The sequence below is a fragment of the Leptolyngbya sp. NIES-2104 genome (genome assembly GCF_001485215.1).
GTDB lineage: Bacteria > Cyanobacteriota > Cyanobacteriia > Leptolyngbyales > Leptolyngbyaceae > Leptolyngbya.
Map to the genome: position 1 here is coordinate 1,996,863 of NZ_BBWW01000001.1, position 22,810 is coordinate 2,019,672.

The 22,810-nt window shown below is 46.0% G+C and carries 15 protein-coding genes; 6 read left to right on the forward strand and 9 right to left on the reverse strand.

Annotation, left to right across the window (positions count from 1 at the left end):
• Positions 1-47: 47 nt before the first annotated feature.
• The 4 genes from NIES2104_RS09245 (at position 48) to NIES2104_RS09260 (ending at position 4,876) form a co-directional block, all read left to right on the forward strand.
• A complete protein-coding gene (locus tag NIES2104_RS09245; protein ID WP_058997861.1) occupies positions 48-1,220 on the forward strand; it encodes a M20 family metallopeptidase in 1,173 nt (390 codons plus the stop codon).
• Positions 1,221-1,727: 507 nt separating this feature from the next.
• A complete protein-coding gene (locus NIES2104_RS09250; RefSeq protein ID WP_304608002.1) occupies positions 1,728-2,777 on the forward strand; it encodes a Fe(3+) ABC transporter substrate-binding protein in 1,050 nt (349 codons plus the stop codon).
• Between the two features lie 10 nt (positions 2,778-2,787).
• Positions 2,788-3,429, forward strand: coding sequence for a MotA/TolQ/ExbB proton channel family protein (locus NIES2104_RS09255; protein ID WP_058997865.1), 642 nt, complete (start codon positions 2,788-2,790; stop codon positions 3,427-3,429).
• Positions 3,430-3,487: 58 nt separating this feature from the next.
• Positions 3,488-4,876 (forward strand): PQQ-binding-like beta-propeller repeat protein, encoded by a 1,389-nt coding sequence (locus NIES2104_RS09260; RefSeq protein ID WP_058997868.1) that lies wholly within the window; start codon positions 3,488-3,490, stop codon positions 4,874-4,876.
• A 32-nt stretch (positions 4,877-4,908) separates the two neighbouring features.
• Here NIES2104_RS09260 and NIES2104_RS09265 read toward each other — a convergent pair whose 3' ends face one another.
• The 9 genes from NIES2104_RS09265 to NIES2104_RS09305 form a co-directional block, all read right to left on the reverse strand.
• Positions 4,909-5,700, reverse strand: coding sequence for an IS5 family transposase (locus tag NIES2104_RS09265; RefSeq protein ID WP_058997871.1), 792 nt, complete (start codon positions 5,698-5,700; stop codon positions 4,909-4,911).
• A 293-nt stretch (positions 5,701-5,993) separates the two neighbouring features.
• Positions 5,994-7,346, reverse strand: coding sequence for an anthranilate synthase component I (locus NIES2104_RS09270; RefSeq protein ID WP_058997873.1), 1,353 nt, complete (start codon positions 7,344-7,346; stop codon positions 5,994-5,996).
• Between the two features lie 51 nt (positions 7,347-7,397).
• Positions 7,398-10,154, reverse strand: a complete 2,757-nt coding sequence (treY, locus tag NIES2104_RS09275) for a malto-oligosyltrehalose synthase (protein WP_058997875.1) — start codon at positions 10,152-10,154, stop codon at positions 7,398-7,400.
• Between the two features lie 10 nt (positions 10,155-10,164).
• Positions 10,165-12,021: a malto-oligosyltrehalose trehalohydrolase gene (treZ, locus tag NIES2104_RS09280; RefSeq protein ID WP_058997877.1), complete on the reverse strand. Its 1,857-nt coding sequence runs from the start codon at positions 12,019-12,021 to the stop codon at positions 10,165-10,167.
• 142 nt (positions 12,022-12,163) lie between these two features.
• Entirely contained in the window at positions 12,164-12,688 is a 525-nt protein-coding gene (locus tag NIES2104_RS09285) for a DUF2808 domain-containing protein (RefSeq protein WP_156426907.1), read from the reverse strand.
• Positions 12,689-12,965: 277 nt separating this feature from the next.
• Positions 12,966-14,351, reverse strand: coding sequence for a hypothetical protein (locus tag NIES2104_RS09290; protein WP_156426908.1), 1,386 nt, complete (start codon positions 14,349-14,351; stop codon positions 12,966-12,968).
• Between the two features lie 372 nt (positions 14,352-14,723).
• Positions 14,724-16,187, reverse strand: a complete 1,464-nt coding sequence (locus NIES2104_RS09295) for an HlyD family type I secretion periplasmic adaptor subunit (protein ID WP_058997883.1) — start codon at positions 16,185-16,187, stop codon at positions 14,724-14,726.
• Positions 16,184-19,171, reverse strand: a complete 2,988-nt coding sequence (locus tag NIES2104_RS09300) for a peptidase domain-containing ABC transporter (RefSeq protein WP_058997885.1) — start codon at positions 19,169-19,171, stop codon at positions 16,184-16,186. Before NIES2104_RS09300 ends, NIES2104_RS09295 begins: the two co-directional genes overlap by 4 nt.
• 33 nt (positions 19,172-19,204) lie before the next feature.
• Positions 19,205-19,975: a peptidylprolyl isomerase gene (locus NIES2104_RS09305; protein WP_058997886.1), complete on the reverse strand. Its 771-nt coding sequence runs from the start codon at positions 19,973-19,975 to the stop codon at positions 19,205-19,207.
• A gap of 808 nt (positions 19,976-20,783) precedes the next feature.
• Between NIES2104_RS09305 and NIES2104_RS09310 the strand changes: the two genes are divergently transcribed.
• Both NIES2104_RS09310 and NIES2104_RS09315 read left to right on the forward strand, forming a co-directional pair.
• Complete coding sequence (locus NIES2104_RS09310) at positions 20,784-21,689, forward strand: hypothetical protein (RefSeq protein ID WP_058997889.1); 906 nt, start codon at positions 20,784-20,786, stop codon at positions 21,687-21,689.
• 250 nt (positions 21,690-21,939) lie between these two features.
• Complete coding sequence (locus NIES2104_RS09315; RefSeq protein WP_156426909.1) at positions 21,940-22,800, forward strand: hypothetical protein; 861 nt, start codon at positions 21,940-21,942, stop codon at positions 22,798-22,800.
• Positions 22,801-22,810 lie beyond the last annotated feature (10 nt).

Below are 22,810 nucleotides of genomic sequence, written 5' to 3' on the forward strand. Positions count from 1 at the left end.
TTTTAGAAGTCTTATCATTGGAAAAAGTACGATCGAAGCCTTCAACCATGAAAGACCGCATCAAAGATCTCGCCCTGTCGCTGGCTCCGCGCCTCATCGAAATCCGTCGTCATCTGCACAGTCACCCTGAACTGAGTGGACAAGAACATCAAACCGCTGCTTATGTGGCGGGGGTGCTCTCGTCTTGTGGATTGCAGGTGAAAGAAGCGATCGGTAAAGTCGGTGTTGTCGGTGAACTTAAAGGCGGCAACGATCCGCGATTGTTGGCGATTCGGACAGATATGGATGCGTTGCCGATTCAGGAGCGCACAGAACTCGAATTTTCCTCACGCAAGTCGGGGATCATGCACGCTTGCGGTCACGATGTGCACACGACTGTAGGACTTGGAACCGCGATGGTGCTGTCCCAACTTGGGGTACCACTTCCGGGACGAATTCGATTTCTGTTTCAGCCTGCGGAGGAAATTGCTCAGGGGGCACAGTGGATGGTCGAAGATGGAGTCATGACGGAGGTGAATTCAATTCTTTCTGTGCATGTATTTCCCAGTATTCAAGCCGGAAAAATTGGGATTCGATACGGGGCATTAACGGCGGCGGCGGATGATTTGGAACTCACAATTATGGGTGAGTCTGGACATGGAGCGCGACCGCATGAAGCGATCGATGCGATCTGGATCGCGTCCCAGGTCATTATCGCATTGCAACAAGCGATTAGCCGGACTCAGAACCCATTGCGTCCGGTCGTTTTGACGATCGGAAAAATCAGCGGCGGTCGTGCTCCGAATGTGATCGCGGATCAAGTCACAATGTCGGGCACGGTGCGATCGCTTCATCCCGAAACCAACGAAACGCTTCCTGCTTGGATTGAGAACATTGTGTCGAACGTTTGCCAGATGTACGGTGCAAAGTATCACATGAGCTATCGACGCGGAACACCTTCAGTGCAGAACGATCCGAAGCTGACGAACTTGCTAGAAACATCAGCGCGAGAAGTTTGGGGCAATGACAGTGTGCAAATTATTCCAGAGCCGTCTTTAGGTGCAGAAGATTTCTCCTGCTATCTGCAACATGCACCAGGCAGCATGTTCCGCTTAGGAGTGGGATTTGCCGATCGTAAAAATTATCCGCTGCATCATCCCCTGTTTGAAGTGGATGAAACTGCGATCGTTACCGGAGTGGTGACAATGGCGTGTGCAGCTTACGGATATTGGCAAACGTGAGGGCTTTAAGAGGATGTTGAAAGGTTCTCGTTCACTGCTATGTCCCGCCCTGAAATGGAATTTCGGGCTAACCGACGAAAGTCTACTTCAGTAGACTCAGAGCCATATTGAAGTTCTTAGTCCATTTCAATGGACTTGCGCCGATTAGCCCGAAATTCATTTTAGGGCGGGAGCGTAACGCAGCGAATAAACTTTCCATACGTTTCAAACAACCTCTAAACTGCTTCTTGACAAATTCTCACAAATCATCTTCCTGATGACTTGCGATTCTTTATCAAAAACTCAGTTTGGATAGATCGATCGGTATCCAAGCTCTAAAGCCTGAAATGTCTGAATTGCCTAGCTTGAGGGTGATTCAGACATTTTTGTTGAGAAAATTCGTCAATATGCTTGACAGTGATTCCAAACTCCTCTAATTTCCTTATTAGTAGCTAATGTCAATTAAGCTGAAATTTCAAAGCCAGCTTGGGTCACTTAACACGCAGTGGGATACCTATCACAATGACTATGAAGAGAAGACTGTTTCTCGCTTCTGGTGCTGCGATCGCGGCAGTAGCGGCTCACCAACTCCTGAAATCGAACGAAACTGCGATCGCTCAAAATCGCGTTCTCAATCTCTATTCAGCGCGTCACTACGACAGCGACAACGCGATCTATGAAGGCTTCACCAAAAAAACAGGCATCCGCGTCAATCTCGTTGAAGCAGACGCAGACAAACTGATCGAACGGATCAAAAGCGAAGGCGCAAACAGTCCCGCAGATGTGTTGTTGACGGTTGATGCTGGACGCTTGTGGCGTGCTCAACAAGAGAACTTACTCCAGCCTGTACAATCTTCGACGCTCACGGCAGCGATTCCGGCAAGCTTAAGAGAACCCGGCGGACATTGGTTCGGTTTTACTCGTCGGGCGCGGGTGATTGTATACAACAAAGATCGCGTCAAGCCCTCAGACCTCTCGACTTACGAGGATTTGGCAAATCCGAAATGGAAAGGACGGATTGTGGTGCGGTCTTCGAGCCATGTGTATAACCAATCGTTGGCGGGTGCATTGTTGGCGAAGCACAGCCCCCAGAAAGTCGAAGAATGGGCGCGGGGACTGGTGGCAAACTTTGCGCGTCCACCGGAAGGAAATGACACGGCACAGATTAAAGCCGTGGCAGCAGGTCAGGGAGATTTAACGATCGTGAATACCTACTATGTGGTGCGATTGGCAAAGTCGAACAAGCCTGAAGACAAAGAAATTGCTTCTAAAGTCGGTGTCTTTTTCCCGAATCAGAACGAGCAAGGAACGCATGTGAACATCAGCGGTGGGGGTGTTGTGAGAACGGCTCCGAATCGTGATGCAGCAGTGCAATTTCTAGAATATCTAGCAAGTCCTGAAGCTCAAGCAATTTTCGCGGCAAGTAACAATGAATATCCAGCCGTCAAAGGTGCCAAGGTCGATGAAGTGCTCTTGAGCTATGGTAAAACCTTTAAGGAAGATCCATTGAATGCGGCGGTGTTTGGTAAGAATAATGCTGACGCGCTGAAGTTGATGGATCGAGCAGGCTGGAAATAGCAGGATATCAATGTCCACATTGTTTGACTTGATTGCGAAAGGGGGTCCCGTCATGATTCCGATGGCGGGGCTGTCTGTGTTAACGATCGCTTGTGCATTAGAGCGATCGTGCTTTTGGCTGCAAGTTCTTCGAGGTGAAGATCGCTTAGCACACCGAATCTTAGAAACTGCAAGATTCGATTTAACCGAAGCGCGACAGATTGCGGAATCGGGTTCTAATTTGCCGATCGCACGATTTATGTTAGCGGGATTGAGGCTGCATGAACCGTCACCGGAAACGATGCGATTGGCATTAGAGGCAGCAGGCGATCGAGAATTTGTCCAAATGCGGAAGGGCGATAAGCTACTCGAAACGGTAATTGCGATGGCTCCATTGTTGGGACTGTTAGGAACCGTTACCGGATTGATCATCACGTTCTTTAATCTCAGGATCGGTAGTGGTGCTGGATTTGATACGTCTCAAGCTGCCCTTGGAATTGCTGAAGCGCTGATCACGACAGCAGGCGGAATGATTGTTGCGATCGTGGCTTTAGCAATCTTTCGGATGTGTGTGGCATTGCAGGCGAAACAGGTCGATTATTTTGCGGATATGGGCAGTGAGTTGGAATTGATTTACCGCCAATGGTATGAAGGAAAGCGCGATCGTGACTAAGTTTTTTTCTCTACTAAATCTGAGTTAGAACTGAAGCATCAATTTAGGTCTGCTCTGGATGTTGAAACATTGGCGGTATAAGTTCGTTCTTGGAATCGCCCTAATTGCTGGAGGCGCTTGGACAATTTACGTCGGACAACAGCGATCGACAACGCTTTTAGCGATCGATACGAATACAGGCAAAATTCAATGGGTTCAACCGCTTGGCGGAGCTAGAAATCTCTACAGTCGTGGCGCGATCGCAGCAAATGGAACAGTCGTTTTAGGATTAGGTGAATCGAGTTCACCTGAATCGCGATTAGATATCTATCGGCTACGGGCGTTTGATGTGCGATCGGGTAATCCACTGTGGACGACCGCATTAAATTCTCCTGCTGATGGGACTTCTGATGCGATTGGTTACTGGTTTGCTTCGACTTACGCGATCGATCTGCAACCGAATGCAGTTTATGCTCAGATGGGCGATGAACTACAGTCGCTCGATCCAAGAACTGGACAGAAACGCTGGGCGATTAAGCGTCCGTGGTTGGATTATAAAGACCGACCCTTGCGATTTGGATTAGGGATTGCGGCAACAGAAGAATTGCTGGCTGTGTTGCAGTTGAAACAAAATCAGCGATCGCTTTTAACGATCGACGCAAACACCGGAAAAGTGATCCGCCAAACTGCAATTCCGTTTAAAAATCTAGAAGAAACGAACAATCGCATCACCGCTAGAAATCGCCTTGCTTTTCTTGAAACATCAGGACGAATTCCGGTTGATAACGGCTCTCTTTCAAATGGTCGATCGACGATAACGGCTTACAACTTAGACACTGGGCAAGTTCGATTTCGCGTTCCAATCACAGGCGGAATTAGCAACTTGCAAGCGTTCGGTCAAACAATTCAACTCAGTACTGATCCGGTGATCAACTATCAGCGTTCAGCGATCGATCAGAGCAGTCAATTCATGGGTCTGGCGTTAGAAACGGGACGAACATTATGGAAAAAATCGGTTGAGCAGATTCAGTGTGGTGATTTTGGCTGGTCTTGGCGAGTTGATGCTGAATCGGTGTACTTCAATTGCAGGCAGCCCAAGCAGTATTCAAGTACGATTTTTTCCCTTTCAGCTAAAACCGGACAGATTCAGTGGCAAACGTTAGTTAGTCCAAATGGTTATTCTGATAAAATCCCCGTTGCGATCGCACCGCGCCAACTGCTGACTTTCCGCAACGTTTCGCAGAGCAATCAGTCTCAAACTCAAGTGATCGCGCTCGATCGACAAACCGGACGATTGCTCTGGAGCGTTCCGCTGTTTGATGCTCAGTATATGAATGCGTTTCGAGCCATTGTTACCGTTGATCAAGAGAAAGTTTTTATTTTAGATGTTTTACCTCAGTGGCAGCTTTGGTTATTGAAATTGAATCGAGATTGGTATTTGAACCGCGCTATTGAGGTGAAATCTTAGAGGGTGTTTTAAAAGTTGAATCGGGTCAAATTTTATGCCAAACGCCTCACCATGATGCGAATCATCGCCAGATAAATAAAAGTCTCCGAAGTTTCCGGCAGTAGCTCATAGTCTCGCACTAAGCGACGACAGTGCATGATCCAACCGTTTGTCCGCTCCACCACCCAGCGCTTTTTGAGCAAGACGAAACCTTTGGTTTGCTCAGGACGTAAGACGACCTGGACAAGCCAATAGCAGATACTGATGACCCACTGCATGAACGGTGCGCCATCAAATCCGCCATCGACCCAGATCGTGTGCAATCGAGATACGGCTTTGCCTTGTTTTCGGACTCGTTGCAGCGCCGTTTTGCCGCCCTCGCGTTCTGGGGTGCTAGCAGCAGTCACAAACACGCGCAAAACCAGTCCCAGCGTATCGACGGTGATAAATCGCTTGCGTCCTTTAATGATCTTTCCGGCATCGAAGCCCACGGCTTCATGGACACCCGCAGCGCTTTTCACCGACTGACTATCCAACACGGCTTCCGATGGACTGGGCATCCGTCCCTGTTCAATCCGACTGCAACGATACAGACAATCATGAACGTTGATCCAGGTTCCATCTTTGCGCCAGTTGCGAAAGTAGGTATAGACGGTTTGCCATGCCGGAAAGTCTCCAGGCAACGATCTCCAACGCACCCCTTCAACCAGAATGTAGAAGATCGCATTCAGGACTTCCCACAAATCCACTTCTCGCGGTCGTCCGCCCGGTTTTGCTTCGGGCAGCAAATCTCGCAACAGTTCATATTGAGCATGGCTCAAATTACTCGGATATGATTTACTCATGTTGCTCTCTCGGTGCTGTGTGTTTTATGTATCTACAGCGTATAACCGGAGAGCTTTTTTACCCCCTTGATTGTCTTTTCAAACACCCTCTTAAAAGGGTGAAAAGCATAGAAAGTCTCTTCGCTTCGTTGCGCTTCCGCCCTGAAATGAATTTCGGGCTAATGGTGGAAAGTCTACTGAAGTAGACTCGGAGCAAGTTTAAGTTTCTTAGTCCTTTTCAAAGGACTTGCGTCGATTAGCCCGAAATTCATTTCAGGGCGGGATGCAACCAAGCGAAGGATTTTCAACGTTCTCTAACTCTGCTGCCCTAATGCCGCGAGTTGTGCGCGTGCTTTTTGCAGCGATTCAAACCATTCGCGTTCTGGATCGCTATCTGCCACGATTCCCGCTCCGACCTGTCCCCAGACGATAGCCAAATCTCCATCTTTTGCATAGAGCAATGTTCGGATCAGAATGTTGAGATCGAGATTGCCACGTCGATCGAGATAACCACAAGAACCATAAAACAAACTTCGCCGCACAGGTTCTAATGTTTCAACAATCTCCATGCAGCGTACCTTTGGGCATCCGGTAATCGTTCCACCGGGAAACAAAGCGCGAATTACATCAATTGAATCGAACTCAGAGCGCACTTTTCCAATCACATTACTAACCAAGTGCATCACGTGGCTGTAATGTTCAACCACTAGTAATTCATCAACCTGGACTGTTCCCCATTCGCAAACCCGCCCTAGATCGTTGCGCTCAAGGTCAACAAGCATGATATGTTCTGCTTGCTCTTTGGTGTTGTCTAATAGCTCTTGTGTCAGTTGTCGATCGTGTTCGGGTGTCGTTCCACGCGGACGAGTTCCAGCGATCGGGCGCGTTTGAGCGATGCCATTTTCGAGCTTGACTAATCGTTCTGGAGAGCAGCTAATCACATCGCCACAAGGCGTTTTCCAATAGCTAGCGAATGGTGATGGATTGATCGATTGTAGCGATCGATAAATTGCCCAACTTTCTGATTGAGTTCTTGCTTCAAATCTCAGAGATAGATTTGCCTGAAAGATATCGCCTGCTCGAATATGTTGTTTTGCTTTAAGTACGATCGCTTCATAGTCCGCTTGTTCCATGCAGAATTGTGTTTGAAACGCAGAACTTCCACCCGTTGCTTGAACGACATCAGAAAGCCGTTTTTCAAGCTGATTTAACTGAGATTTATCACTCGCTGCAAGCCATAAAATTTGTTGTTCATGATCTAACACCGCAAAACATTCTGGCTCATACCAAAATGCTACCGGAAACGGTAAGCTATCTTCTTTCAAGTAAGGAAGCCGTTCGATTTCCCAAGCGAGATCATAGCCTAACCAGCCTAACCAACCGCCCGTAAACGGTAGATGCTCCGGTGCTTTGGATGTTGAGGGTTGAGCAATTAACTGATTGAGAAAGGGCAAAATTTCACCGATCGCAGGTGTCCAAACTTGGTTTGCTCTTGGTTGACCTGCACAAATCGAAAAGCGCCCCAACTGTGGATAGTCCGGCGACGTAGGATAAGGACTTTCGAGCAGCACCGCAATCTCATCCGACAAAAACAGCGCAGCGAACACATCGGAACCTGTCCGTTTTTGCAGAGGAATCGATCGCCAAATCCAAGGAGACAGAGACATAAAAGAAAACAGCACAACGTAAGCTAATATCCTACGATGTGCTGTTCCAAATTAGTGTGTTAACAATGCCACCGGGAAATTTTTCAGCGCATCTTTGAGCGCGATCGCAGTTCCAGCGTGTTCCGTCTCAGAAATTGCATCTTTCCAACCAGAGGCGGGAAGCTCGATCGCGGTATCTTCCCAAATTTCACCCAGTGGCAGTTGATCCGGTTGAATCAATCGAGTGAAAAATCGAGGTGCGATCGTGACGACCATTCGATCGCCATCTTTTCGTGCAAACGCGACGATGTGATCTTTAAACTTGCCTGTCGCTTCTAGCGGAATGTATTCACCGTTGAGGAAGACCGACTTAAACTGATTCCGAACCTTCAGCGCTTGAACAATCAAGAAGAGCTTAATTTGTCCGTCTTGGGGCTTCTCTAGAAGTTTTGGCATCAATTCGGAGATAGTCGCGGATTGAATCGCATCGAGAAATGCTTCGCGCTGGATAAAATCAACCGGACGGCGATTATCCGGATCAACTAAACTTAAATCCCAAAGTTCTGTTCCTTGATAAAAATCAGGAATACCAGGGGAAGTAATTTTAATCAAAGTTTGGGATAGAGAATTGAACACGCCGTAGTGTGTAATCTTTTTCTGGAAAGGAATGAACTCAGCAAGAAAGCGATCGTCTTTCAGAATCGATTGTACAAACTTTGTGCAGGCTTCTTCATAAGCACCATTTGGACGGAGCCAAGCGGTATGAACTTTTGCTTCTCGAATTGATTTAATCGCATATTGCTCGATTCGATTTGCAAATTCCTCCATCTCGCTATCCTGAAACGGATAAGCGCCGATCATATTTTGATAGAAAGCATACTCATCATTAGCACTGGGCATGAACGCTTTACGGTTCTGAGTTCTGTGCTTTTGATTAATCTCACGCCATTTTTGGAGTTGTGCTTGCCATTCATCAGGAATTTCTGAAAGTACATTAATTCTGGCGCGAGTGTCTTCACCTCGTTTTGTATCGTGTGTAGAACTTGCATTCATTGCAATGTTCCAATTTTGTTGGCGATACTGATTAAATTGGTGAAACTCAGTTGCGCTGATTCCAAATCGATTGGGATCTCCACCCACTTCATTGAGCGAAATCAAACGGTTATAAACAAAGAACGCAGTGTCTTCAACGCCTTTCGCCATCAGCGGTCCAGTATACTGCTGAATTCGCATCACAAAATAAAGCCAGCGTTCTTTATCGGATTCGGTGAGTGAATCATCGTACTCTAGCAGCAAGAGTTTTTCGATGAAATCAAGTTCTTTTTGTGAGAACGGCGCGTTTTCACGTGCAGTTTCGATCGCTGTTTTAATGTAGTTGCGATCGTCTTCTGCGATTCCTTCGTCGGTGGTGTAGGTTCGGTAAATCGAGAATTGAACGAGCACTTCAGCGATCGCTCGTTTCAGTCCGTTAATTGTAAAATCATTTCCGTACCGATCTTTTAGCGAAATGTCTTTCAACAAAGCCGCTAAATTGTCCAAATCGCCCGCTAAGTTCTTATCAAGAATTAGGTGTTTCTTGTCGAGAACAACTTCTTCAAACGCAATCGATCGACCCTGAATCTGTTGATAAATCTGATCGAATCTTTGCTCGTTTTGAACATAGCAGAAAAGACTATTGAGATAATTCAAATAGTCATATCCTGATGTGCCTTGAATATTCCAATCTTTCGGTAAATCTTCACCAGGCTGTAGAATCTTTTCAGCCACAATATACGCATCACCGACTTTCTCTTTTAGTCGTTGCAAATACTGTTTTGGATTCGATAAGCCATCGATATGATCAATTCTCAATCCGGTCACTTTACCGTCTTGAACCAATTGAGCAATCAACTCATGTGTTTGATTGAAAACCTTCAAATCTTCAACTCTCACAGAAATCAATTCATTCACTGTGAAAAATCTGCGATAGTTGATTTCTTCGGCTCCAACTTTCCAATAAGATAAACGAAAGAACTGTTCAGATAAGAGTTTGTCAAGCCAATCAACGCTATGAGGATTTCCTGCTTCACCATTGAAGAATTTAATATTTTCATCAATATAATCTTTGACTTCAGGATTTCCTTCATACAATTCCCAGAGTAAGCCTTTGACAAACTCAGCCTGGTCTTTTCTCTGTTTACCACCCGACTCTGTAGGCAGGCTTCTTAGCATGTAGAGAACTGCAAGAAGCTTGACGAAATCAGGATGTCGTCTTCCCAAAATTCTCGTCAGTTTCCCCAGATCACGAGTCAAAAAGATTGAATAAGATTCCAGTCTTAATGGAACTCGAAGTGCATAATAATTAACTGTTAATCCATCTTGATTGTATTGAAGTTGAATGTCGCCATTCTCTAAACAAGAACCATAAAAATCGCCAAGCAACGGAGCCAGAATTGGGTCTTGACTACTCCTAAACGGAGAATTCCAAGCTAAATCAAAGTACTGAACGTAATCCGAATTCAGACCGTTTTCGAGGACATCCATGAGATAGTGATTATCTTGATCGTAGGACATATGATTCGGCACAATGTCCTGCACCCAACCCATTCGATGATGCTGTAGCTTTTCAACTAATTGATTAAAAATTTCTTCGGTTCCCAACTCAGGATTTAACTGAGTCGGATCAACCACATCATATCCGTGGGTACTTCCTGCTTTTGCCTTGAAAATAGGCGAAGCATAGAAATCAGAAATTCCGAGCTTTGCCAAATATCCAACAATTTTGGTTGCCTCTTCAAACGGAAACCCTTGATGCAATTGAATCCGATAAGTCGTGACTGGAGTTTTCATATATCCTCAATTAAATGCGTTCATAAATCACGAAACTTTGCCCGCTGACTTGTCCAGCCTCGCCGTGTTCTCCCTTTTCTGGAGCGGTCACGCTTGCGTGTGCCGAAGGCAGCGCACCTTTGCCCATCCAGCATTCATCAGATGAGTCGAACACCTTGCGCCATCGTCCTTCTGGGAACTCAAACGACTGTTCAGACTGGTTGAAACTCATGAGCGTTAACAAAGTTTGCTTAGTACTCGATCGCTCAACCCAAACGAATTTTTTATCATCTTCCGCACAGGCTGAAAGAGAATTGCGATCGCGATTCACAAACGCAGGCATTGATCGCCGCATTTCCAGCAATTTCTGATAAAACTGCCACAGTGTTTTGTGTTTTCCTTCTTGATGCCGCTCCCATTGCAAAATACAAGTGTCAAACGTTTCTTTTGCTTCTGGATCAAGCGGTTCACCGTCGTAATGGAAATGCTTAAACTCTTGTTTCCTACCTTGGCGAACCATCCGAATTAGATCCGGATCAGAATGGCTAACAAAGTAAGTAAACGGCACTTCTTCGCCGTACTCTTCACCCATAAACAACAGCGGAATATAAGGCGAAAGAATAACTGCTCCTGCTGCTAATTTCAGCCCTTCAAACGAAATCAAATCTGCAAGTCGCTCACCGAGCATTTGATTACCGATTTGATCATGGTTCTGAATGCACACCACGAACTGAGTCATTGAACGATCAAGCGCGGGCGCACCATGAAATCGATTTCGATGGGGTGCATATTTCCAATCATACACAAACGTATCGCGGTAAGCTTTCGCTAAATGCTCACAGGTTCCAAAGTCCTGATAGTAGCCAATGTCTGTTCCGGTTAACAGTGCATGTAAAGCATGATGGAAATCGTCACTCCATTGTGCATCTAACCCATACCCGTTCGCGTTCTTGGGTCGAATCAGCTTCGCATCATTGAGATCACTTTCAGCAATCAGATAAAGCTTACGATTCTGCTGTTGGGATAGTTCATCAACGCGATCGGCCAATTCCGCCAGAAAGTGACGTGCCCCCAAATCATAAATTGCTTGCACTGCATCGAGTCTCAGCGCATCAATGTGAAACTCTCGCAACCAATACAGTGCATTTTCTAGAAAATAACTCCGCACACAATGGCTATACGCATCATCATAGTTAATTGCTTTACCCCACGGCGTTTTATACACCTCAGTAAAGTAATCACCAAACTGATGAATGTATGTTCCTTCAGGTCCGAAATGGTTATACACCACATCTAACACCACAGACAATCCATGCTGATGACAAGCATCCACGAGCTTCTTCAGTCCAGCAACCCCACCATAGGAATTCTGTGCGGCATAAGGATAAGTGCCATCATAGCCCCAATTTCGGTAGGCTTTCGGATCATCCGTTTTACTATCTCCGGGAAACTGTGCGATCGGCATCAGTTCGATCGCTGTAATTCCCAATTCCTTTAAAGTCTGCAATCTCGGAATGATTGCCTCAAATGATCCTTCTGGCGTAAAGGTACCGACATGCAGTTCGTAGATCACCAAATCTTCTAAAGCGATCCCCGTCCATTCAGAATCGTTCCATTCAAAATGATGATCGACTAGCTCAGAAGCTTCATGCACCCCGAACGGCTGAGAAAGCGAGGCAGGATCAGGATATAGCTGCTGATCATCTAATCGATAGCGGTACTGTGTGCCCGGCTGAATGTCTGAAACGATCGCGCTCCAGTAGCCTTCATTTTTCTGTATTAATTCGATCGAACGATCAGGCAACTCCAGCGTCACGGTTTGCGATCGCGGTGCCCAAACTGTAAACTCAGCGCGATAATCGCCTAGATACCAAGCCCCTACTTTCATAACAATTCTGATACGTGAAGGTTTGAACCGCAGTTCCCAAAGCTTTGAGAAATGTTACAAGCGGCTTCCTGTCACAGTACTCGAATCGCTCGATCGAGCTTATCTATCCGAAGTGAGAGTAGCAAGGTAGATTTTTAAGCCACTATCGGGAAACGAATGTTCCATCTTTGACGAATTCTGCACTAGCACCACTGGTGGGATAAGCTGCAATCTGATATTGGTATTGTCCTGCTAGGAGTGGCTCTTGTGCTTTGAAAGTCACCGTTAATGGGGTGTTTGCAGGAATAGACGAATTGAATTCTACCCAAAGCGTTCCGGTTTCATCGATGAACGTGCTCTTGAGTGCGATCGCGTTCTTTGTTCTTACCACTGTGTTTTTCAGATTGAGTGGGAGCGGGACGATAGATTGTCGATCGAGATTCATCAATGAAAAGGATAGTTTTTTGTAATTGCTCGATCGCTTTGGTAGCGTCATTGTGAAAGTGTATGCTTGTCCGCTGACTGCTGCGAGATGTGGCTTAGAATTGAGCGGCGGATAAGGTTGAGCGATCGCGGTTGTGCTGAAGAGAGTATTCGCGATCGCAACGGTGAAAACGATTTGTAGTTGATTGAGCGTTTCTTTCATGAGGTAATTCCCTTGTTCTAATGTTGTCTGAGTTGCTTTCACCTTAACTTCCTTCGGGGAGAAGGGTTAAGGTGAAAGCGTACTCTAGGACGTATTTGGAGCCTTTTCGCTGCGATCGCTTCCGCCCCGGAATGGAATTCGGGGCTATTGGTGCGAAGTCCGTTGAAACGGACTGAAGAGATTTCAATTAGCTTTTAGTCCCCTTCAGTGGACTTCGTTCTGTTAGCCCCGAATTCCATTCCGGGGCGGGTGAGCAACGAAGCGAAAAAGCCTTAAAGCATCCCCTAGACTTCTACCGACGAACTGAATCCAGTCAACTCTAAGTAAACTGAATCACATCTCGGTTAAAGTTAATCCGGTTCTCACCTGTTGGGAATCCAGCTCTACCATCTCCATCTCCATCCACGTTGCTGTGAATGTTGGTATAGAAATCGCCTGCCAAGAAAGCAGCTTGCTCTACTGGACTCAGCTCAAATTCACCTGAAATCGTACCCGATTTTGCATCAGTTGGAGTGTTCGTAAAATAGCGAACCACTGTTGCATCAGCAAAACTTCCACGCGAATCGCCTGAAGGACTAAAGTGCAAGTGCGTTCCAGAAATCGGATTGCCCTCAACATCTTTCGGAACTTTCAAGAAGCCATCGATCAATGCTTTCGGATCTGAACCATTAAGGATTTTAGCTTTAGGATCAATCTCTTTCTCTCCTTGGCTAAACAATGGGAACGCTTCAAAATCTTTATAGTTACCCGTGACTTTCAGAACACCATTCTTTAGCTCTGGAGTGAGTTCGGTTGTGCCTTGAGTCTCATCCACTCGGAATGGAAACTCGGTTTTTCCTGAACCTTTCGCCGTGTTGATTTTGAAGCCATCATCGCCCACATAAAGGAAGTCATCGCCATCACCGCCAACTAAGCGATCGTGTCCCTGAGTTCCAGTCAGTTTCCCATTGCCTCTCTGAGACTTAAAGCCCTCGTTCCTTAGATTTTGAAGGCTTTTGTTTGCTTCCGCGCTGTTTCTAGCAAAGTTCTTTTCAGAAAGATCGGATGCTTTCACAAACGGAAGCGTCGCAAGAATATGTTCGGTCTTCTTGTCGATGACCAAGGCATTATTCACCGAATCTAGCGGCTGATCCAGTCCGCCTTTACCAGGGTTTTTGCCTTGAGCAATGATGATGTCTTTGGGATTAAGTCCAGAAAGGACAAAGCGATCGTTGGCAGGGTCAAAGTCCAACACGCGATTCGTGGTTTCTTTGCCCAGCGTGATCGTATCTTTGCCGGTTCCGGTGGTAATCGTATTAAAACCGCCACCTGAACCCCGGATGATATCACTATCGCCCGAACCAATTACGACGTTGTTTCCCCCTTTAGGATTGAGGTAGTCGCCTCTCGCGCCCAGATCGTCCCGAAAGTTGGTTTCACGCTTGAGTTGCTTAACATCTAAGCCTCTAGCATTTGCAACCTGATCTAACTCCACATGCAGTTGGAATTTATTCACTACAGGAGCATGATCATGATCGTCGGGCTTCGATGGAACAATCTGGCTCTCATCAGCGGGTAGCGCTTGGTTGAGTGCTTTTTCGAGTTCGGTCGCCTGCGCTGATGATCCTTTTGAAGGAATTGCCAAATCAGCATCTGGATTTGTGCCCGGAACAATGCTAGCCGCATTGGGCTGATTCTGTTGTGTTTTGTTGTCAAAAGCTTCCATTATCACTCCTGGAAATTGTAGAAACGCAAAAATTGAATGATAGATACCAATGTAGGGATTGCTCATCAATTCTTGCAGCGTTGAGGCGATCGAGAAATGCTGCTGAACTGTTGTTGTGAGTTACGCCATGTTTTTAGGTAGTGTTACACCCTGCACTACTTCAGTTCTAAAAACATTGATGCGATCGCACTCACGAATCAATAAACAACGGCGGATGAAGACTTCTTAAAACCGCAGCGTTGTTGCTAATGAAGCTATTTGCGGTAGAGAGTTGAGTCTGGTTTTATCCGTTGCTCTGGGTCTACTATAACAAACTTCGATCGAATGGCAACCCTTAATTGGAACTTTTTTAGAATTGGTTCTAATTGAGTTCTAACGAACCGATTTCATTCCATCAAACGCCTTGGTAATCTCCTCGGTGACGTAGCTAATGGGTGCACGTTGTCGAACTTTCACCATTGCTGTAATCGTCATCCCAGGCTTGAGTGTAAAGCGCTCCGATCGACGTTCTAGAAATTGGCGATCGAGCCGGACTTCGATCGGAAATGCAGTCGATCGAGGCGTTTGCTGGCTCGTTGGAACTGCCTCGCTACCCACTTTAGAGACGACTCCTTTAATGGCTCCGAACTCTGTAAACGGATAAGCATCAATCCGAACATCTACCGGAAGCCCAACTTGAACATTGGCGATGTCGGCATTGGCAACCTGAACCCGCGCAATCAAAGCTTCATTCGGAACGACCTGTAATAGGGTTTGTCCGGGCTGTGTGACTGCGCCAGGAAGCTTTGTTGCAAGTTCAAAGATCACACCATCGGCAGGCGATCGCAGTCCTTGATTTTTCAAATCGAGTTGAACTTGATTAAGCTGTGAAATGACTTCTACTAACTGTCGCTGATTGTCTTTGATGATGCTATCGAACTTGGTATCTAGTTCAGCTAATTGTTTTTGTAAATCTTGCTGTGTTTCATTCAGTGATTTACCTGCTTCAACTTGACCTTGTACCTGACCAATTTCGACTTGTTGACGTTGGAGGGTACTTTGGACTAATTGTTTTTGCAAATCACCGATCGCGACTTCACGCTGTACCATACTCACACGCGGAATTGCACCTTGCTCGACGAGGGGGCGTAGTCGGTCTAATAGTTCTTGTTCGCGTTGAAGCTGGAATTCGGTTTGACGAATTTGGGCATCCGCTTCAGCCATCTTTGATTGGAGGGTGGAAGCTTGTAAACTGGTTAAGGATTGTCGATCGCGTAATTGTTGTTGATATAAGTTGAATCGCTGCTGTTGTTCGGGTGCAAGGTTTCCTGCATCTCCCGACAGTTGCGCTATGAGTAACAATCGGGTTTGAACTTGGCTCATCAATTCCGGTGAAATCGTGGTCTGACTATTGCTGACGGATGCGATCGATTTTCCTTGCTGAGCGAGTCTAAGAACAGCGGTTTCTTTAACTAATCGCTGTCGTTGAATTAACAATTCCTGCAATCGATTCAACAATGAAGTGCGATCGAATTGCATTAATAACTGTCCTTGTTTAACGGATTCCCCCTCACGCACTAAAACACCTGTGACAACTCCGCCAGACCTTGATTGTACGACCTGCGACTGTGATTGTGGCTCTAGTTTACCGCTGGCATTCACAACGACATCCACTCGTGCGAGGACTGACCAACCCGCTCCAGCCGCAACACCTAGCAAAATAATCTGTGTGAGCCGCTTTGTCCAATTTGCAGGGGCGGGTAATCCAGTTGCTTTTGATTCCAGCGTATTTTCAAATTGATCTTGTAGAGTTTGATAGCGAGATTGGAGTGATGCAAAAAATCGAGGGTTCTTCATGAGTCTTCTCCTGGTTGTCGTGATTGTTGTGTATAAAGGCAGTAGTAAAGCTGTCGAAGTGCGATCAATTCTGAATGTGTTCCTTGTTCAGCGATGATGCCCGACTGCATAAACAAAATCCAATCTGCATGAGTGATTGTATTCAACCGATGAGTGATAAAGAAACAAGTCCGACCTTGAAATCGCCGCATCAAATTTGTACACACACGACGTTCCGTTTCGTAATCTAAAGCACTAGTTGCCTCATCAAAGATCAACAATCGCGGATTCCGAATCACCACACGAGCGATCGCGATTCGCTGTCGTTGCCCACCAGAAAGTGATGATCCACGTTCACCGATTTGAGTTTGATAGCCTTCCGGCAACTGCATAATAAAATCATGTGCTTCTGCAACTCTCGCGGCTTCGATCACGACTTCATCGGGCAAAGGTTCAAACAAAGTGATGTTATCGCGAATGGTTCCTTGAAACAGAACCGCATCTTGAGAAACGACACCAATTTGCGATCGTAAAGCGTGCAAGTCTACTTTGCACACGTCATAGTTATCGATCGTGATTGTGCCGCTGTCGGGTAGATACAATCGCGGCAGTAGCTTCATCAATGTGCTTTTTCCAGAACCGCTCTGCCCGACAATTCCCACAAAAGTACCGGGTTTAATGTCGAGAGAAATATCAGAGAGTTGTCGCTGTCCCGGTTTGAAGCCGAAACAAACATCTTGATACTGCACTCGTCCGACGATCGCTGGAATTTGAAACGGTTGAGCTTGCGCTAGTTCTTCCTCGATCGGTGCATCCGCAATATCCGCGAGGAGTTCCATCGAAAGTGAGGTTTCTTGAAATCGATGCCAAAGTCTCGCTAATCGAAGTAAAGGTCCGGTCACATAGCCCGTCAAAATCCGGAATGCAATCATTCCACCGAGCGTTAATTCTCCTTGTAAAACGAGTTCAGCTCCGACCCAGAGCACCAGTAAGCTACTAATCGTGTTGAGAAAGTTGCTGTATGAATAAAAGATGGTGTTAATGTTTGAAGTCGTGAATCCGCTAGACAGATATTGCACATAGCGATCGCGCCAAGTGGCTTCGACTAATGATTCCATGTGCTGAGATTTTACCGAGGTAATGCCGCTCAACACTTCCACAATGTAAGACTGCACTTTTGCACCTTGATCCGCTTTGAGCCGAATCAATTTTTGCTGAATTTTAGACATCAGCAAAGTTGAAACAATTACGATCGGAACTGTGACCAGCACACAGAAGGTTAACCGGGCACTGTAGAGAAACATCACAAGAATGTAGAACACCGAAAATACAACATCCATCACGGTTGTAATGGCGGTTTCGGTCATGAATTGGCGAATGTTCTCAAGCTCGATTAGTCGAGAAGATAGCTCACCGACCGATCGCTGTTCAAAAAATTTCAGTGGCAGGTGTAACAAATGCCGAACAATCTCAACACCCAAATGCAAATCTAAGCGATTTGTCGTACTCACTAACATTTGGGTGCGTAAGATCGTTAGAACACCTTCTAAAAGCGCAAATCCGATCATCAATGCTCCAAAGGTTGGCATTGCTCCAGCATTTGCACTGATAATCACGTTATCAATCACCTGCTGTACTAAGAGCGGATTTCCCAAGCTCAAAAGCTGAATGACAACAGAGGCAAGTAATACCTGAACCAACACCGCCCGCTGCTTGATCACCATCGGTAAAAATCGATGAAAGCCAAATCGCTTCGTCGATGTGGTCGCTAATCGATCGAGCACGATCGCCTGACAAATCACGGTTTCTCGTTTTGAAGTCGGCTCGATCGTTAATCGCGCTGCTAAGCGATCGGGAGCTAGTTTGAGCAGTCCCGTTCGCGGAGAAGCTAATACAGCGGTGTTCTGAGTGACCGTGTATAACACTGCAAAAATATCTCCGAATTGAATCAGAGCAGGCGTTGTTAGTCGATTGAGTCCGCCTCCGGTCGGTGTGAATCGAACAATTTGAGCATTTAGCCCGATCGCTTGAGCAATTTTGATATACAAATCCATCGGCTCAAATCGATCGAGATTTTGCTGCTTTAACCAACGGCGCAAAGAATCCGGACGATAGGGAACTTTGAGAACCTCACAAACCATACCAAAACTAGCGACAATATCTTCGATCAACTCTGGCGATCGCGATTTCCACACCGGATAGTTCGTATCTGCTACAGTTGGAGCTTCGTGAGTGGTAGCATTTGGAATTTCTGCCGTCAGTGACGCAGAAGCGGCGGGTTGAATTGTCGAAGTTAAGCATTCTCGATCGATACCCAACAATCGAATTGGAAATCGTGAAGGATGCGACTGTCGTAATTCTCGAACATTTGTAATGCGCGTCCCAATTGGAACATTGAGAAATTCACCACCGCTCACAAGCCAGATGCGATCGTTGGGTAACTGCTCCGACGTTTCCATTGTGTAGTGTTGTGCGATCGCGAATTGCTCTTGCTCGATGTATCGAACAATTTCCGGCAAATCTGACACGGGAGCCGATCGCTGAGAAAGGGACTGATGAAGTGTGTCAAATAGCTCTAGAACGCTAACCTGCTGAGTTAACTGTGGCATCAAATACTTCAACGCAAGCACTTCAAACGCATCGGCAGGAAGCGCTAATGTAATGACGGATTTGTCGATCGCTTGAGCATCCATCGCAGCGCGAACTTCTCCCGAACTCACTCGACGCAGCAAACTATCCCAACCCACGATCGAGCCTCTACGAACAACGGCTAAAGTTGGAGAATGATTCGCCGCTGTCCCTAAAATCCTGACGGTTCCTTGAACAATGAAATGCACCGCAGACGGGAGTTCCAGTGCAGAATAAATAATTTCTCCAGGCTGAAAAGAACAAATTTGTAGTTTAGCTGCGATCGCAGATTGTACCTTCGGCGGCAAATCCTGAAATAGCCATGTCTTAAAAAATTCTTTGAAGTAGAGTTGCAGCCGTTCATTGCTTTGAGTCATTCATAAGCCTCCTGAACTTCAATGATTTAAAATCTATGCCACTGCTAAAACTGGTGAAGCTGAATCAGAATGAACCGCGATAGCGCCCGGTGTATTCATGACTTTCTGAATCTGAGTTTGCAGCCACTGATTGTAAAGTCGATCGATGACTTGAGCACGAGTTGCATCAGTTAATCGTGCAGCGATCAATCGCTCTAGTCGAACAATCCAAAATCGCTGATTGATTGCAATTGGAGGATAAACAATTCCAGATTTTTGATGGCGAAACTGATTGAAAACGTCGATCGGTAAACTAGACAATGCAACCGGACCAACCCAACCGTCTGATTGCTTTTCGCTTCCTAATGAATGTTCTCGTGCCAGTTGTGCAATCTCAACTCCATCATCACGAATCTGAAAATATAGTTCTTGCGCGAATGATTGATCCTCAACTTGAATCAACGAATATTCCACTTGATCCAAATCTGGCTTCATCCGAAGAAACTCAGATTCCACCTGAGACGCAAACTGGATCTGCTTAAATTTTTGCAGTTGCCAGTCTCGCACAATCACAGATTGAAAATACTCTAATGTAATGTTTTTCTGTTCACACCACTGCACGATAAAATGCTCGAAATTCTCTGGAATCTCAGACTTCCCCGTCATTGCTTGACAGACTTCTTGTTTTAGCAAAGGAACTTCTTTGAACACTTCATCTAATAATAAATGTCCAACTAAAGGTTCGAGAAGCTTGTACTGCACCAAGGCAGAAATCATTTGATCACTATCGAGTAAGCGACTTCCAATCTTTAAATGGCTACTCATAGGAGCGCTCCAGACTTGCAATTAAACAGCGTTTCCGCGATCGAGCGATGATTGCTCAGCAAACTTAGCCAATACAAAATTTGATGTAGCAGAGACAGTCATTTTTCTCTCTACATTGCACAGTAACTTCTTTACTACAGAATAATCAAACCCTGATTGATTGAAAAAACTCTACATCTAACCCAGTGCAGAATTAATACAGGAATAGGCTACACCACAAGTGATCAAGTGTCTAGAAATAATTGGAACTATTTTCAAGCAAGTTCTAGTTAAAATCGGTTGCTGTAACTTTAATCACACCCTAACTACTATTTATACAGTGTTCAGCAAGTCCATCCGGAGATTAAACAATGTCTTAATAAGTTAATTAGAACAGCTTCCGAAATTGATGTGTTCCAATTAATCAAAATACGGCTCAAATTGTATAAATAAATATCAGTATCTTCAAAATACAAGCCCAAATTCCTGTTACATATTCAAGTTTTATGTATAAACTAGTACAAACTATTAACGAAAGTTCTGAGAATATCAGGTTGGCTAAATTCCGAACAGTCTTTACTCTAAGTACAAAGTGAAGGTTGTTTTCACAGCTAGGTTGCAAATCTCTCATAAAAGTTTAGTTGCATCAACCCCTACAGAAAACCTACAGAGCATTGAAAAATTAGCTCCAGAATCCTTATTCTTCTGCTGATTGCCAGACCACGATCGAGATTTTGCATCTTCACGCATCTATCCCCGCTGGAATTTCTATCACCTGCGCTCCACTGAGCTTTTCCAGCCCTGTTCACTCACACAAGGAAATTTCATCATGAATAATGTTCAGACTGGCTTGCAGACCGTTCTTGCCAACTTAAACAGCACTCCACTGCACAGTCGTGGATTGAATACACTCACCCCGCCCACGGTCGCACTTGAAGCCGCTCCACCCGCTCCGATTCCTGTCTCTCCTCCACCCGCTCCCACTCCAGTCCAGCCTGCTCCCGTCGCTGTCCAACCTGCTCCCGTGTTTACGCCGTTTGGCGGAGGTTCATTCGACGATCGACTTAGAGGAACCGAAGGCAACGATGCTATCTTTGGAGGCGACGGCAACGATCGTATTTTTGCTAGTGCAGCCGATGATCAATTGTTCGGAGGCAATAATAATGATGCGCTGAGTGGTGGCACTGGAAACGATGCGGTCTTAGGTGAACTCGGTGATGATGTATTGATCGGAGACGACGGCACAGATACGCTCACAGGCGGTGCAGGGCGCGATCAGTTTGCTTATGTTGGGGATGTATTTGCCAATGGAACGCCCGCACTGGCTGGACAGACGGGAATTAAAGTTCTCAACAGACCCGATGTGATCACTGATTTTACGATCGGAGAAGATCAGTTCGCGCTCGGCAAGTTCGATCTGAATCTTGATGACTTGAAGTTTCAGAAAGGTAAAGTTGCTGAACTTTCGGGTGATAGCAACGTGATTGTTTTAACTGATCCATTTCCGGCAGCAGGCGCAGCAGCGCGTGCGATCGCCAACAATGACAAGATCACCGCTGATGAAGGTGTGTTTGTCTATTTCAATTCCACGCTTGGTTTAACTCGGTTAGCGTACTCCCAAGATCTCAGTGACGGCGGCGACCTCAGTGTTTTGGCAAACCTCACCAATCAGCGAGGCGATGCTGGACTTGCAAACTTAGGACAATTCTCAGCCGCAGATTTCAAACTTGTCTAGGAGGATATTTGAGCAGTCTTCGTTCATTGCAACAGCCCGCCCTGAAATAGAATTTCGGGCTAATCGACGCAAGTTCATTGAAATGGACTAAGAGTGTTGCAAATGGTTTCGGAGTCTACTTCAGTAGACTTTCGTCGGTTAGCCCGAAATTCATTTCAGGGCGAGGCAGAATCGGAGCGAAGAAGCTTTAAAGCTCGCCCTAGTTCGATTCACAGTGATGCGTGTTGTTCCTTTAAGGAGATATTGAGCCTTGACACTTTCAACTAATAACCCGGTTTATTCCACCAGAACCATTCGGTCTAAACATCGTCGATCGCGGTTCAATCTACGATCGACGAATGTGAGAATCCTCGCCAGCAGCAGTATGGTTCTTTGTTCTACACTGTTGATCAACACTGCTCTAGAAGCCACAGGATCAGAAACCCCGGCTCCGTCCTGTGACAAAGGTTCTGATGCAAAGAACAATTGTCGATCGACCGAAGTTCAACCGATTAATCTCGCTCCAGAAGCCAATTCCAAACCGCAATGGAGCGAACTGGAAAAACTCCAAGTCAACAAACAGCCGACCGAGTTACCGAAAGAAGTTGAAACCACTTACTCTCAGTTACTCAATCGTGCTCAATCTGCTGCGAGTCGCGATCAATTAACGGCGGCAGTTGAGACAGTCGCGAGCATTCCCAAGAACAGTCAGCACTATGAAGTGGCTCAACAGCTTGAGGAAGATTGGTCAAAAGAACTGGTTCGACAAGCGACGAATCATTTCCAGCAAGCCGAAGTCACAACCTCGATCGCGCTAATCGACAAGATTCCCGAATCGAGTCAATGGCACGATCGCGGCGTGGAACTCAAACAGCAATGGAAAAAACAAGCTCAATTGTTGAATCAAGCGAAGTCCGCGAAATCTGCTGAAGATTGGCAAGGCACGATCAATGCAATCAAAGCTTTAGAGGGAACACCGCTTTATCACAGTTTGCCTGTGCAGGAATTGTTACAGCAAGCCATGGTCAATCGGTATGAACCTGATCCAGCTTTGCTAAAAATTGCGATCGAAGATGCTCCAATGCTGCCTCAATCCGAACCAGTCAAAACCATTGCGACTCGTGCCCCATAAGGAAAGTGTC

What these genes read in the sequence shown, in the direction of transcription:
- NIES2104_RS09245 (WP_058997861.1), top strand. Translation starts at nt 48, where the DNA reads ATGAAAGACCGCATCAAAGATCTCGCCCTGTCGCTGGCTCCGCGCCTC.
- NIES2104_RS09250 (WP_304608002.1), top strand. Translation starts at nt 1,728, where the DNA reads ATGAAGAGAAGACTGTTTCTCGCTTCTGGTGCTGCGATCGCGGCAGTA.
- NIES2104_RS09255 (WP_058997865.1), top strand. Translation starts at nt 2,788, where the DNA reads ATGTCCACATTGTTTGACTTGATTGCGAAAGGGGGTCCCGTCATGATT.
- NIES2104_RS09260 (WP_058997868.1), top strand. Translation starts at nt 3,488, where the DNA reads ATGTTGAAACATTGGCGGTATAAGTTCGTTCTTGGAATCGCCCTAATT.
- NIES2104_RS09265 (WP_058997871.1), bottom strand. Translation starts at nt 5,700, where the DNA reads ATGAGTAAATCATATCCGAGTAATTTGAGCCATGCTCAATATGAACTG.
- NIES2104_RS09270 (WP_058997873.1), bottom strand. Translation starts at nt 7,346, where the DNA reads ATGTCTCTGTCTCCTTGGATTTGGCGATCGATTCCTCTGCAAAAACGG.
- treY (WP_058997875.1), bottom strand. Translation starts at nt 10,154, where the DNA reads ATGAAAACTCCAGTCACGACTTATCGGATTCAATTGCATCAAGGGTTT.
- treZ (WP_058997877.1), bottom strand. Translation starts at nt 12,021, where the DNA reads ATGAAAGTAGGGGCTTGGTATCTAGGCGATTATCGCGCTGAGTTTACA.
- NIES2104_RS09290 (WP_156426908.1), bottom strand. Translation starts at nt 14,351, where the DNA reads ATGGAAGCTTTTGACAACAAAACACAACAGAATCAGCCCAATGCGGCT.
- NIES2104_RS09295 (WP_058997883.1), bottom strand. Translation starts at nt 16,187, where the DNA reads ATGAAGAACCCTCGATTTTTTGCATCACTCCAATCTCGCTATCAAACT.
- NIES2104_RS09300 (WP_058997885.1), bottom strand. Translation starts at nt 19,171, where the DNA reads ATGACTCAAAGCAATGAACGGCTGCAACTCTACTTCAAAGAATTTTTT.
- NIES2104_RS09305 (WP_058997886.1), bottom strand. Translation starts at nt 19,975, where the DNA reads ATGAGTAGCCATTTAAAGATTGGAAGTCGCTTACTCGATAGTGATCAA.
- NIES2104_RS09310 (WP_058997889.1), top strand. Translation starts at nt 20,784, where the DNA reads ATGAATAATGTTCAGACTGGCTTGCAGACCGTTCTTGCCAACTTAAAC.